Origin of the sequence: Cryptosporangium arvum DSM 44712 (assembly GCF_000585375.1) — a bacterium.
GTDB lineage: Bacteria > Actinomycetota > Actinomycetes > Mycobacteriales > Cryptosporangiaceae > Cryptosporangium > Cryptosporangium arvum.
Genome location: NZ_KK073874.1, coordinates 6,316,824 through 6,330,000, shown reverse-complemented (window position 1 = coordinate 6,330,000; position 13,177 = coordinate 6,316,824). Strand labels below are relative to the sequence as shown.

11 protein-coding genes are annotated in these 13,177 nt (G+C 73.5%); 3 read left to right on the top strand and 8 right to left on the bottom strand.

The features are described from left to right. Positions 1-78: 78 nt before the first annotated feature. From CRYAR_RS28985 to CRYAR_RS28965, 5 genes are read right to left on the bottom strand one after another with little or no spacing between them, the layout of a single operon-like run. A complete protein-coding gene (locus CRYAR_RS28985) occupies positions 79-2,976 on the bottom strand; it encodes a DUF5682 family protein (protein WP_051571080.1) in 2,898 nt (965 codons plus the stop codon). After that, complete coding sequence (locus CRYAR_RS28980; RefSeq protein WP_035856520.1) at positions 2,973-4,091, bottom strand: ATP-binding protein; 1,119 nt, start codon at positions 4,089-4,091, stop codon at positions 2,973-2,975. Before CRYAR_RS28980 ends, CRYAR_RS28985 begins: the two co-directional genes overlap by 4 nt. A gap of 12 nt (positions 4,092-4,103) precedes the next feature. Next, positions 4,104-5,405, bottom strand: coding sequence for a vWA domain-containing protein (locus tag CRYAR_RS28975; protein ID WP_035856518.1), 1,302 nt, complete (start codon positions 5,403-5,405; stop codon positions 4,104-4,106). Further along, positions 5,402-6,790 (bottom strand): hypothetical protein, encoded by a 1,389-nt coding sequence (locus tag CRYAR_RS28970; RefSeq protein WP_035867639.1) that lies wholly within the window; start codon positions 6,788-6,790, stop codon positions 5,402-5,404. Before CRYAR_RS28970 ends, CRYAR_RS28975 begins: the two co-directional genes overlap by 4 nt. Continuing rightward, complete coding sequence (locus tag CRYAR_RS28965; RefSeq protein ID WP_035856517.1) at positions 6,790-7,263, bottom strand: hypothetical protein; 474 nt, start codon at positions 7,261-7,263, stop codon at positions 6,790-6,792. Before CRYAR_RS28965 ends, CRYAR_RS28970 begins: the two co-directional genes overlap by 1 nt. Before the next feature lie 93 nt (positions 7,264-7,356). On the opposite strand from CRYAR_RS28965, the gene CRYAR_RS28960 reads away from it, so the two are divergent. From CRYAR_RS28960 to CRYAR_RS28950, 3 genes are read left to right on the top strand one after another with little or no spacing between them, the layout of a single operon-like run. Then, a complete protein-coding gene (locus CRYAR_RS28960; RefSeq protein WP_169745095.1) occupies positions 7,357-7,596 on the top strand; it encodes a winged helix-turn-helix domain-containing protein in 240 nt (79 codons plus the stop codon). 13 nt (positions 7,597-7,609) lie between these two features. After that, complete coding sequence (locus CRYAR_RS28955) at positions 7,610-7,876, top strand: hypothetical protein (protein WP_035856515.1); 267 nt, start codon at positions 7,610-7,612, stop codon at positions 7,874-7,876. Further along, positions 7,873-8,727 (top strand): MBL fold metallo-hydrolase, encoded by an 855-nt coding sequence (locus CRYAR_RS28950; protein WP_051571079.1) that lies wholly within the window; start codon positions 7,873-7,875, stop codon positions 8,725-8,727. Before CRYAR_RS28955 ends, CRYAR_RS28950 begins: the two co-directional genes overlap by 4 nt. Here CRYAR_RS28950 and CRYAR_RS28945 read toward each other — a convergent pair. The 3 genes from CRYAR_RS28945 to CRYAR_RS28935 all read right to left on the bottom strand — a co-directional run bounded on the left by CRYAR_RS28945 (position 8,702) and on the right by CRYAR_RS28935 (position 13,121). Continuing rightward, the gene (locus CRYAR_RS28945; RefSeq protein ID WP_035856513.1) at positions 8,702-10,015 is read right to left on the bottom strand and encodes an FAD-dependent oxidoreductase; all 1,314 of its coding nucleotides are present in this window, start codon (positions 10,013-10,015) and stop codon (positions 8,702-8,704) included. The genes CRYAR_RS28950 and CRYAR_RS28945 overlap by 26 nt on opposite strands. 65 nt (positions 10,016-10,080) lie before the next feature. Beyond that, a complete protein-coding gene (locus CRYAR_RS28940; RefSeq protein WP_084701074.1) occupies positions 10,081-11,754 on the bottom strand; it encodes a sulfite exporter TauE/SafE family protein in 1,674 nt (557 codons plus the stop codon). Continuing rightward, positions 11,751-13,121, bottom strand: coding sequence for a tetratricopeptide repeat protein (locus tag CRYAR_RS28935; RefSeq protein WP_051571078.1), 1,371 nt, complete (start codon positions 13,119-13,121; stop codon positions 11,751-11,753). The genes CRYAR_RS28940 and CRYAR_RS28935 overlap by 4 nt, the downstream gene beginning before the upstream one ends. Positions 13,122-13,177 lie beyond the last annotated feature (56 nt).

Below are 13,177 nucleotides of genomic sequence, written 5' to 3'. Positions count from 1 at the left end.
GTGGGGCGGTCGTCGGGGTGGGGCGCCCGGCGCGGCGCGGTCCTGGTAGCGGGGCCGCGTCGCGCCGGGAAAGGCCGGTCAGGCCGGGAGGAGTTCGGCCAGGGCGGCGGCGGGGGCCGGATGCGCGGCGAGGAGTGCCGCCACCGCCGGGCTCGCGGCGCCCCCGCCCCCGCCCCCGCCCGCGCCGGTGTCCGGTTCGGGCCAGCTCGGGTCCAGGCCCAGCAGGGCAGCCAGGGCGTCGGTGGTGGCCGGATGCGTCGTGAGCAGGGCGGTGACCGGCCCGCTCGCGATCGGCCGGGACGTGGGGGCCGGGGGTGCCGACTCCCAGGGTGGTACGAACGCGTCCAGGGCGGGCAGCGTGCCCGGGAACGTGCGACCGGCTTCACGCACCAGCGCGGGGACCAGCTCGCCGGCCTGGTCGCGCAGGGTCGTGATCAGCGACGGCAGCCAGGGCAGCAGCACCGGGTCGGGGAGCAGCCCGAACGCCTTCGAGAGCACCTCGACGACGAACGGCGCCAGGTTCGGCACCGGCTCGAGCGCCTGCACGAAACCGCTCAGGTACTGCGGGAACGACGGCAGCACCAGCGGGTTGTCGAGCAGTTCGTCGCACCGGGTGCGCAGCTCGGCCGGGGTGAGCGTGCCGAGCTGGATGTTCGCCGCCCAGACCAGCGCGAGCTTGGCCGGGGTCTCCGGGTGCGACTGCGCCACGGCCAGCTCCAGCTGGGCGCGGTCGCAGCCGAGTGTCAGCGCCAGGCTCTCCAGGCTGAACAGGAATCCGAGCATCGCCGCGACCTGACGCACGCCGGTCTGCTCGTCCACGAACGCGGTGGGCAGCAGCGTGCAGTAGTGCGCGTACCCGGCGACGACGAACTGCTCGCACCACTCGGGTAGCTCCGGCTCGGTGGCGCGGTAGTGCGCGAGCAGCCGCCGGATGCGGCGCAGCACGGCCGGGGCGTCGTCGACCGTGCGTTCGGCCGCGAGCAGCTCGACCGCGCGGGCACCCAGCTCGTTCACGAACGTCGGGCTGTCGAGGTAGAGGATCGCGTCCTCCACCGCCGCCAGCGCGGTGGCCGCGGTGGCCTCCGGCGTCCGCACGCCCTGCCGCAGCCGCTGCTCGAGCACCTGCTCGACGGCGACGCCCTCGTAGCCGAGCTCGATCAGCGACCGCTGGTACTTCCCGATCGCCAGGTCCCAACTCTCCTGGATGGACGCTTTCTCTCCGAGGCGCCGCTCGCCCATGATCGGGCGGACGGCATCGGACGGCAGCAGGTAACGCAGCCGCCAGAGCAGCCGCGACGCCGGGACGAGGTCGGGGCGGCCGGCCAGGTCGAGCAGCGCCCGCTGAACCGTGCGCGCCTCCAGGTTGAGCCCGAGCGGTTCCAGCCGGTCGTAGACGTCGCGCGCCAGCGGCGGCAGCGAGTAGTACCCGACGCTGCCGATGCGGTCGCCGCCGAGCAGGATCTCGCAGAGGCGGCGTACGTCCCGGCGACCCGGCACGCTGTCCTTCTCGATGCACGTGATCGCCGCGTCCTGGAAGTCGTACGGGGTCGGCCGGGCGCGCCCGCGCATCCCGGCCAGCAGGATCGACGTCTCGAAGATCGCGATCGCGTCGGCGGTGCTGGAGAGGTAGCCGTTGCGCCGGGCCAGCCGCACGATGTCGACGCACCAGCCGAGCAGTTCGGCCTCGTCCCGGTCGTCGAGGACCGGCGGCCGAGACAGGAAGCCCGACAGCTTGTCGGCCGGCTTCGGCAGCGCGGCCTTGCGCAGGGCGATCTCGGTCTGCGCGGGCGTCGGGGGGTTGGCGGCGAGCTTCTTCTCGGCCAGCGCGCGGTCGGAGCGGGCGCCCTTGCCGCCGAGCGCGTACGGCTTCGCACCGGTCTTCGAGACGGCCTTCTGCCAGGTGGCGGCCGCGATCGACACCGAGCCCGGCGCCAGGCCGAACTGCGCCTCGATCGCGGAGTGGCTCGACGGGATCAGGCCGTAGAGCCACTTGGTGCCGGTGCGCTCGCTGATCGTGAAATCGGTGGGTGCGGCGTCGGCCCCGAATTCCTCGACGTGGCTCGCGGCGTGGAACGCACCGCAGACGTACAGCGCCCGCGACCGGTCGATGCCGGTGCGCGCGAGGTGCTCACGCATCCGCGTCCACATGTAGCGCTCGCGGTCCTCGTCGCGGTCGTGCCGGGACGCCCCCGACGGCCGGAGCCGGCGGAACAGGCTGCCGATGAGCACCATGACCTGGCGGTAGGTGTCGTAGTCGGCGCCGACGAGTGGCTGCTCGACGTACTGGTCCCACCATTCGGACCAGTGCCGGACCTTGCCGTGGTGGAGCAGGTGCTCCTCGAGTTCGGCGAAGCCCGGTCGGAGGTCGCCGATCTCCAGGCCGACCGCGTCACCGTGGAGGCCCTGCTCGTCCTGGGGGGCCGGTTCGTCGTGAGGGTCTTGTTCGTCGTGGTCGGGCTGGGCGGGCGCGCGCGGGAGCCACTGGAAGACGTGGTCGGTGGAGCGGTCGACGAGCACCAGTTCGACGCCGGGTGTCTCCAGCGCGTAGGCGATCGCCTGGTACTCGGCCGACGCCGCGGTGATCGGCGCGACGACCGAGAGGGGAGCCCAGCTCTCCGGGTGGCCGTCGAGCTCGGACGCGAAAGCCTGAAGCGCGACCGGGAGCTTGCAGTTGCGCAGCTCGATCAGGAGCGGCTGGAGGTCCTCGCAGAGCTCCAGGTAGATCACCGAGGGCTGCTTGGCGCGCAGCCGCTGCACCATCGCCAGCGCGGACGCCGGCGAGTGGTGACAGACCGGGAAGACCTCGAGCGGCTCACGCAACGCCCGGTCGACGTCGTCCACCAGCCCGGTGAGGATGCCGCCCAGGTCCCGCCGGTCCTCGGTGAAGGCCTCGGCGGCCCCGACCAGCTGATCACGCAGCGACGCGAACACCCCGGAGGTGGCCGCGGCGCCGGGCGCCTCGGGAGCGGTCGTCACGACAGGGTCGCGATCGCCTCGCGGCCGCCCTCGAGGAAGCCTTCCCACTCCCCGGCGTCCTGCTTGCTGCGCTTCTCGACCGTGCCGTGCCAGTACTTGTTGAGGATCGCGAGGTCCTCGGGGCTGCGCCGGGCCAGTGAACCGACGAGCGAGCGGGCCAGCGTCGCCGACCGGAGCGCGCGGTCGCCGAAGAACTGGCTGTGCAGGATCGCGTCCTCCAGCACACCGATCTGCTCGGCGGTCGACAGCGACGACTCCAGCTTCTCGTCGTCGCTGGTGGCCGACGCCGCCGCCGCCCGCAGGTCGGCGAAGCTCTGCAACAGGATGTCGAGCAGCGTCGGCGGGACGTCGAGTTCGATCTCGTGCCGGCGCAGCAGCTCGACGGTGCGGAAACGAACGATCTCGGCCTCGCTCTTCTTGTTCGTCACCACCGGGATGCGCACGAAGTTGAAGCGCCGCTTGAGCGCCGAGGACAGGTCGTTGACGCCCCGGTCGCGGCTGTTCGCGGTCGCAATGATCGAGAAGCCCGGCTGCGCGAAGACCGTGTTGATCGAGTCGTCCTTGAGCTCGGGGATCGACACGTACTTCTCCGACAGGATCGAGATCAGCGCGTCCTGTACGTCGCTCGTGGTGCGGGTGAGCTCCTCGAACCGCCCGATCACCCCGCGCTGCATCGCGGTCATGATCGGCGACGGGATCAGCGACTCGGGCGACTGCCCCTTGGCGATCACCTGCGACACGTTCCACGAGTACTTGATGTGGTCCTCGGTGGTGCCCGCGGTGCCCTGGACGACGAGCGTCGAGTTCCGTGAGATCGCGGCCGCGAGCAGCTCGGCGAGCCAGCTCTTGCCGGTGCCGGGGTCACCGATCAGCAGCAGGCCGCGGTCGGACGCCAGCGTGACGATGCTGCGCTCGACGAAGCTGCGGTCACCGAACCACTTCTGCGCGACCGGCCGGTCGAGCCCGTCGGCGCGCTCGGAGCCGAGCACGAACAGGCGCACCATCTTCGGCGACAGCCGCCAGGAGAACGGTTTCGGGCCGTCGTCGATCGACTCCAGCCAGTCGAGCTCGTCCGCGTACTTGACCTCGGCGGGGGCGCGGAGCATGTCGTTCATTTACACAGCCCTTCAGGTGAGGAAGTTCTTGAGCTCGAACACGAGCTTGTCGATGCGCCCCGACACGACCGGCGTGCCGAGATTCTTGAAGCGGTCGCGGAACCAGGGGTTGACCTGCTGACTGCCGGAGCTGGTGACCGACCCGACCGGGATGAACTTCACGCCGGAGCGGTGGACGGCCTGGATGCCCTCGAACAGCGGCTGGGAGCGGTCGAACTCGTAGAAGTCGGAGATCCACACCATCGCGGTGTTGCGTGGATCGACGATCTTCGGCTGGGCCATCGCCATCGCGACCGGCCCGTCGTTGCCGCCGCCGAGGTTCGTGCGCAGCAGGGTCTCGAACGGGTCGTGGATCCACGGGGTGAGGTCGAGCGCCCGGGTGTCGAACGCGATCAGGTGCACGTCGACGCGGGGGAGCCCGGCGAAGATCGACGCGAGGATCGTGCAGTTGACCATCGAGTCGACCATCGACCCGGACTGGTCGACGACGACGATCAGCCGCGACGGCGTCGTTTTGCGGGCGGTCTGCCGGTAGTACAGCCGCTCGACGTAGAGCCGCTCGTCCTCGGGGTTCCAGTTGGTGAGGTTCTTCCAGATCGTGCGGTTGACGTCGAGGTTGCGGAACACGCGCTTCGGCGGGACCGACCGGTCGATCGCGCCGACCGTGGCCTTCTCCACCTGGGTGCGCAGCACCTCGGCGACCTGGTCGACGTAGCGCCGGATCAGCGCCTTGGCGTTGGCGAGCGCGACGCCGGACAGGTTCGACTTGTCGCGCAGCAGCTGCTCGACGAGCGACATGCTCGGGGTCAGCTTCGCGGCCAGCGCCGGGTCGGCGAGCACCTCACGCAGCGCCATCCGTTTGATCAGGTCGCCCTCGAGCTCCCCGAGCGTCTCGCCGAGGCCGTTCTCGTCCGAGCGGCCACGCAGCCCTCCCGGCTCGTGGCCGAGCGCCCGCTCCAGCCAGCCGGCGTCCTGCTGCCAGGCCGAGAGCTGGCCGGCGGTGACGTTGCCGCTGCCGGTGGCGAACACGTTCAGCAGCAGCTTCGAGGCGATCGCGGCCCGGCGCACCTCGGCCGCGGTGTCGCGCGGTTCGTCCTCGGCGGGCTTCATCACCCCGTCGATCTCGGCGGCGAGCTCGGGGAAGCGCTGCAGCAGGGTGTCGATCGAGACGCCCGGATCGAGCAACTGCACCGGCAGCCCGACGTCGTCGACGACGGCCGCGCTCGCGGTCTCCAGCGTGGGCTGCTCGGACGGGTCGAACAGCGTGGCGAGCAGGCGCCAATACAGGACCTGGCGGCGGTTCTCGTCGGTCATTTGCGCAGCAGCCGTCCCGCGCGCTCGCGGAGAACCGCGACCGTGTCACCGGCGGCCTTCACCGCCTTCGCCACCTTCGGGTCGGTGGGGCCGGACGCCCAGTCGCCGACGTGCATCGCCACCGGCTTGCGCTTCACGGTGGCGACGATCGCCAGTGGCTGCAGCGCCCACTGCCCGTCGTCCCACCGCAGCAGGCCCAGGCACGCGGTGGAGCCGGTGACCAGCTCGGGGGTCAGCGGGCCCAGCGCCGGCAGGCGGTCCAGGGCCAGCGTGAGGCGGTGACCGTCGAGCACCAGCTCGTCGCCGTCGACCGCGTAGTTCTCCACCAGCACGGGCTCGCCGAGGCGGACCGGGTGCCGGTCGAGCGGCGGCACGGCCGGTGCGGTGGCCCCGGCCAGGTGCAACCGCGCGGTGACGAACGGGTCGGCTTCCGCGCCGGCCGCGGCGCGCTCGTCGGCCCAGAGGAGGTCGCCGCTCGCGAGCAGCGTCGCGTCGGTGAACTCGATCGAACGCCGCTCGGTGAGCGCGGCGATCAGCACCGGGTGCGCATCGAACAACGGCCAGATCGCCGGGCCGACGATCGTGTCGACCTTCGCGGCGGCGAGGCTCGTGCGCACCAGGCGCGGTGCGCTCTCGCCGCGGACCTCGAGCAGGCCGTGCACCTGGAGCTGGACCGCGGTGGCGTGCTCGACGACGTCGACACCGAGCGGGAGGAAGCGGCCGGAGACGGTGGCGGCCGCACCGGCGGGCCAGCCGCCGGCCTGGCAGAGCAGCATCGCGCGGGACCAGAGGTCGGCCCAGCGGCGCTCGGGCAGCTCGTCCATGGTGGCGATCGGCGCCGACCCGCGCAGCTCCGCGGCCAGACCGTCGATCAACACGGCCAGCCGGCGCAACCGCGGCTCGGCCAGCATCGCCTCGAGAACCTGCGCGGACGACGAGACGAGGTCGTGGTCGACGCCGCGCCAGCCGGTGATCGCCAGCTCACGCAGCCACGAGCGGCAGCCTTCGAGCAGATTGCGTGGCGCCTCGGGGGCGGCACCGCCGTCGGCCCACTCGGCGCGGGTGCGGCTCAGCGCACCGTCGGCGCGGTCGAGCAGCCCGTCGTGCACCGCGCCCAGCAGCGCCGAGCGGGCGGCCGCGAGGACCGTGAGCTGATCGTCGGAGACCGAGCCGGCGGCGAGTTTCGCGGCCGCCTCGGCGGCCCGCTCGCCCAGCGGAGTGCCGGCGACCCCGGCGGCCAGTGCGGCCAGCGCGGCGCCCCCGTCGTCGCCGAGCCGGCCGAAGCCCGAGACCAGGCAGGCGTCGAACCCGGCGACCAGGTCGAGCGACTCGGGGACGCCGGCCGGGGCGCCGCCGACGAGCGTGGCGAGCTGCGTCGCGAGCATCAGCGCACCTCCCCGGCCGGGAACCACTGCAGCTCGGGAAGCGGCTCGGCCGACTCGGGGAGCTCGAGGTAGGCCAGGTGGCGCAGGAACCGGCTGAACACGGTGGCGGCGGCCGACACCTCGTGCACGCCGACGTGGTGCATCAGCACGCGCTGATCGGGCACCTCGACCAGATCGACGCCGAGGTAGCGGCCGACCCGCTCGTAGCCGTACTGGAGCACCGCCTCGTCGGCCAGCGACAGCAGGTGCTTGCACGGGTGACCGCGCAGCCCGCCGCAGGGCCGGTTGTTGTTGGTGCTGCAGTGGTAGTTGAGCGTGCCGGCGACGATCGACGAGACGTAGACCCGCTCGATGTCGGAGCCGCTCGACACGACGCCCTGCAGACGAGCGTCGGCCAGTTCGACGAACGGAACCTTGGCCAGCTTTCGCGGTCGGACCGGCGGCAGAACCCTGGCTGTACTTCGGGCATGCACGAGAGGACCTCCGTGGCTCGGAGCGGGGGCACGCCGGGGGAAGCCCTCGACAGGGCTTCGGCCTCCCCGGACACCTCAGTTCCTATCGCACGCGTGCGACAGTTCGGCGTGCTGACCCACCCGCTGCGCCTCGACCCGCTCGACGTGCTCGCGGCGCACGGGCCGTCCACGGCCGCGGAGTGTGGGCGCCACCTCGGCGCCCCCCAGGCCAACTGCTCGTTCCACCTGCGCCAGCTGGCCAGATACGCCCTCATCGAGGACGCGGGCTCGGCGGCAGCGGCGCTGGCGCCTGCCGGCCTCCCCACCGACGATCCGGGTCGCCGCCGACAATGACCACCACCCCGGCGTGCGGCGGGAACTCGAACGGCTGGTCGTGGAGCGCGAGATGCGGTCGATCCTGGACGCCACCGACGACACCTACGGCGGCCCGGTCAGCGCGCTGGCGGTCGTTACCCCGGGCGAAGCCGCCGAACTGCGGCGCGTCTGGCTCGCGCTGCTCGCGCCCTACGTGGCCCGCACCGGGACCCCGCCGGACCGCGGGCAGCGCCCCACCTGGTTCTTCCTGGCGGCGACCCCGCTGCCGGACGCCGACCGCGGAGGAGAGTCCGAATGACCGAGCCGCCGATCGACGTCACGCACCACGACGAGCACGCGGTGATCCTGCGCCAGAGCAAGTCGGTGCACTACGAAGCGCCGTTCCTCCACCTGCTGTTCGGCGCGGAGCGGGCGCTGTTACTCGACACCGGCGCGACCGCGGACCCCGCGCTGTTCCCGCTGCGGGCGACCGTCGACGGCCTGATCGACGCCTGGCTGGCGGCGCACCCCCGCACCGGCTACGGGCTCGTGGTCGCGCACACCCACGGGCACGGTGACCACGTCGCCGCCGACGCGCAGTTCTCCGACCGGCCGGACACGGTCGTCGTCGGGCGCGAACTCGAGGCGGTGACGGAGTTCTTCGGGTTCGGCGAGGACTGGCCCGAGGGCGCGGTGACGTTCGACCTCGGCGGCCGGGAGCTGACCGTGCTCGGCTCGCTGGGGCACCACCGGGCGTCGATCACGATCTTCGACCCACGGACCGGGTTCCTGCTCACCGGCGACACGGTGCTGCCCGGTCGCCTCTACGTCGAGGACACCGAGGCCTACGTCGCGACGATCGAGCGGCTGGTCGGGTTCGCCGCGCGGGAGCCCGTGACGTCGGTCCGGGGGTGTCACGTCGAGATGAGCCGGCGCCCCGGCCGGGACTACCCGCTCGGCGCGGTCTCGCAGCCGGACGAGCGGCCGCTGCCGATGGCGCCGGAGCGGCTGGTCGCGGTGCGTGACGCGATGGTCGGGATCGGCGCGCGCCGCGACGTGTTCCGGTACGACGATTTCATCGTCTACAACCGGCCGCCGACGTGGGACATGCTCCGTCTGGTGGCGCGGGCGCGTGTGCACAAGGCTATGCGGACGTTCGGCGCGCACTGAGCGTGCGGAGGCGTCGCTGCCAGAACGGCGCGTCGGGCCAGCGGGTCTCGGCCGCGTAGAAGCTCAGGCGGCGGTGCAGGTACGCGGTGCACTCCTGATCGAGCGCGGCCTCGTAGGCGGCGAGTCCGGCGGCGGGGAGTCCGGCGGCGGGGAGTCCGGCGGCGGGGAGTCCGGCGGCGGGGAAGCGGTGCGGGTCGGTGCCGAGCAGGACCTCGGCGGCGGTGGCCGCCGATCGGAGCGCCCGGAGGACGCCGGTTCCGGTGATCGGATCCTGCGCCAGCGCGGCGTCACCCACCGCGAGCCAGTACCCGTCACGCCGCCCGGCCGCGGCCGCGCCGGCCGGATTGCCCGCGGCCGCGCCGGCCGGATTGCCCGGGGCGGCGTCGGCCGGATTGCCCGGGGCGGCGCCGGCCGGGTCGGCCCGGGCGGGATCGGTCCCGGCAGAGTTGGCCCCGGCCCCGGCCCCGGCCCCGGCCCCGGCGGCTTCGGCGGAGTTGGCTTCGGCGGCGAGGCGGGGGCGGTGGAGTCGTTGGCTGGCGGCGGAGATCGTGCGGAGGTCGCCGATCGGCGCGTCGTTCAGGCGGGCGGCGGTGTGCGGGCCCAGCGACGCGCGCCAGCGCTCCACCGTGGTGAGCGAGCCGTCGCGGCCCAGGTCGGCGTCGGTCAGCAGCATGGTGACGAGGTGGCCGGGCCCGGCGGGGGCGGAGTAGCACCAGCCCGCGGGCACGGTCTCGACCAGGCCGAAGCCGCCGGGGTCGGGCGCGGGGACGAACGCGGTGATCGCGACCAGCCGGTCGAACGCGAGCCGTTCGGCGCCGAGGTGGCGGCCGAGACGGGCGGCGCGGCCGGTCGCGTCGACCAGGAAGTCCGCCGTGGCGGATGCTCCTCCGCTCAGCGTGAGCGTCCACTGCGTGGCCCTGACGGCGCCGAGACAGGCCGTGCCGAGGCGGAGGTCGGCACCGGCCGCGGCGGCGGCTTCGGCGAGGTGGCGGTCGAAGGCGGCCCGGTCGACGTACCAGCCGGTTCCGTGCGGGTTGCTGAGCGTCGAGCTCGATTCGGTGCCGCCCCAGTGGCTCGCCACCCCGTAGGAGGGCCGGGCGGCCGGGAGATCGACGCCGAGTTCGCGGAGCAGGGGGGTGACCTCGGGGGAGAGCGACTCGCCCACGCGCGGGTTTTCGAAGTGCGAGCGTTCGAGCAGGAGCACCCGGGCGCCGGCGCGGGCCAGGCGGAGTGCGGTGGCCGCGCCCGCCGGGCCCGCACCGACGATCGCGACGTCGAAGTCAGGCACCCCGCCATTGTCCGCGGCCGGGCAAGGCGGGCCGGTCCACTCCGGAGCGGCGCCGGGCCGCGTGCTCAGACCGCGATCAACGAGCGGCCGGCCAGGCCCAGGCCCACCAGGAGCACGAGTGCGGCGGTGGCCACCGGGGCGGCCGCGGACCAGCGGGCGGTGAGACGGGGGAGTCGCTGCCAGCGGCGCCAGCGGGAGACCCGCTCCTGCAGCACGATCAGTGCCAGACCGGCGGCGGTGAGGGCACCGGCCATGCCCAGGCCGTAGCCGATGACCAGGAGGACGCCGAACCAGGTCCGGCCGAGGCCGATCGCTCCCAGCAGGATGATCAGCGCCGACGGGCTCGGCACCAACCCACCGGCGATCCCGATCCCGATCAGGCCCATCCGGCTCGGCCGCGCGGGCCCGTGCGAATGCGAATGCCCGTCGTCGCCGTGCGAATGCGAGTGCCCACCCCAGAACGAGTGCGAATGCCCGTCCCCGTGCGAATGCTCATCGCCGTGCGAATGCCCACCCGAATGCCCGGACCCGTGCGAATGCCCGGACCCGTGCGAATGCCCACCCGCATGCTCAGCCCCGTGCAAATCCGAGTGCGGTTCGTCCGCCTCCACCGCACCGGCCGCGCCCACCAGCGCGGGCTCCCGCTCCGGGGCCGGCTCCACCTCGTCCGAATGCGAATGCGAAGACGGATGCGAATGCGAATGCCCGCGCCGGCGCGACTCCCGGAGCATCCCGATCCCCACCGCCGCCACCAGCAACCCGCTGACCACCCCCAGATACCCGAGGACGGTCTCCCCGACCAACCCCGCCACCGTGGTGAGCACCAGCCCGAGCGCCAGCACACCCCCGGTGTGCGTCGCCGTCACCGTCGCCCCCACCACCACCGCGTCGCGCCGCCGCCCCCGGCGTCCGGCCAGGTAGGCGGCCATCACGGTCTTGCCGTGTCCGGGCAGCGCGGCGTGCCCGGCGCCCAGCGCCAGCGCCAGCGCCACCGCGAGCAGGCCGACTGTCGGCGTCAGCGACTCACGCCCCACCAGGGACCGCAGGAACCCGTCCGCCGACGCCGTCCACCGGGCGATGAACGACCCGTCGGTCACCGCCGGAACCTCCACCGCCGCCCCGCTCGACGCGCCCGGCCGCACCGTGAACGACGCCGACCGCACATCCGGCGGCGAGCTCAACAGGTCCGCGGGGTAGGCGCGCAGGCCGTCGCTGATGTCGGCGGTGGGCAGCGGCGAATCCACGAGCCCGACGCCGTCGCCGACCGCGGTGATCTCGCGCCACCCGACGTGGTCGACCCGGTAGGCGTTGCGCACGTCCACCGACGCCGCCGACCCGAGCGTGGCCGGACCGTCGAAAGCACAGGTCAGCCGACTGGTCTGGAGCCCCGCCGACCCCGGAACGTACGCGAAGGCCGACGACGACACCGTCCACGGCACCGGCGCGCCGTCCACCCGGACCGTGAACGCCCGGGACAGCGCCGCGCACGAGGAGGCCGCGTACGCCGAAGGCCCGGAACGCTCCACCGCCGACTTCTCCTGCAGCGTCGGCAGCTCCGCGGTGTCCACGGTGGCCGCGACCGCGACCCGGTCGGACCGGAACGTCAGCGCCTCGAGCTGGTTCACCGAGAAGTTGCCGAGCGGGTGGGCGTCGGCGGGGTCGGCCGACCAGATCAGCACCACCCCCAGCGCCAGCGCGACGATGACAAGCCGGCTCAGCGACGTCCGAATCAGGTTCATGACGGAAGCTCCGAAAGCGCGCGCCGGGCCGCGGGGGCCTCGACCGGGGAGAAGTGCGGATTGAGCGCGAGCGCGCCCGACAGGGCGCGTCGCGCCTCGGCGGGCCGGCCGAGCGCGGCCAGGATGACGCCCCGGTGGTACTGGAAACGCGCGCTGCGGACGCCGAGCGCGGACGCTTTCTCGGCGTACCGCAGCGCCTCGGCGTGCCGTCCGTTCGCGTGCAGGGCCTGGGCCATCGCGTCGGCGACGTCGGAGAACTGGCGGCGCTTCCACTCGCGCTGCGCGGCGGCCAGCGCCTCGGCGGGTTCGTCGCGGGCCAGCGCCAGCGCGACGGTCGTGAGGTCGTCGGAGCCGCCGTTGGCCGCGAACAGCGCTCCGGCGGCCTCGGCCAGCTCCAGCTGCTGGGACGCCTCGGCCGCCCGGCCGGCCGACTGCAGCAACTCGGCGTACTCCAGCAGGTAACCCGGGGTCGGGGAGCGCTGGGTGAGCGTGCGGTAGGTGGTCAGCGCCGCGTCCACGTCGCCCCGCGCGGCCGCGATCTTCGCGGTGCCCTGCAGCAGCGGGAGGTAGTCGGGGGCGGAGGCGAGGCCGGCCCGGTACTCCCGGTCGGCGCCGGCGAGGTCCCCGCTGTTCCAGGCGAGTTCGCCCAGCTGGTAGTGGCAGAACGCGGCGTCGGCGGGGTCCACGGCGGACGTGAGCGCCCGGCGCATGAGCGCGGCGGCCTCGCCGTCCTGGCCGTGTTGTTCGAGGTCGTAGGACGCGCGGGTGTAGGCGGCGAGCGTCGGGCGCAGATCGAGCATGCGCTGCACGGCGTCGGTGGCGGCGCCGGCGTGGCCGAGCTGGGTCTCCGCGTCGGCGAGCACACCGTAGGCGTCGGCGCTGTAGGCGTTCTGCGTCAGCGCGTCGAGGGCGAACCGGCGGGCGGTGGCGAAGTCGTGGCGGGCGTTGGCGAGCGCACCGAGGCCGGTCAGCGCGGCCGGGTTCGCGGTGGGCCGCTCGGTCAGCGAGCGACGCAACGCGCCTTCGGACTTCGCGTACCAGGTCGGGTCGGCGGTGATCCGGGATTTCTCCAGGTAGGCCCGGCCGAGTGCGGCCCAGGTCGCGTAGTCGCGGGGAAGGCGGCGCAGGCGTTCCTGCGCGGACGCGATCGAGGCGTCGAGCGCGGCCGAGGCGTCACGCGGTGGCGTGGCCGTCGTCTCCGGAGCGGCGGACGGCGTGTCACGCAGCCCGACGATCCCGCCCGCGAGGATCAGCGCGGCGGCGAGGACGGCCACCACCACGACGGCACGCAGCCATCGCCGTCGTTCGGGGACGGCGGTCTCCACCGCTTCGTCGTCCGTCCGCTCGACGTCGGCGGGCGCAGTCATTCGGGTCTCCTCGCGACAGGTGCCGCCGCCCGCATGGAGCACGGGCGGCGGCACGC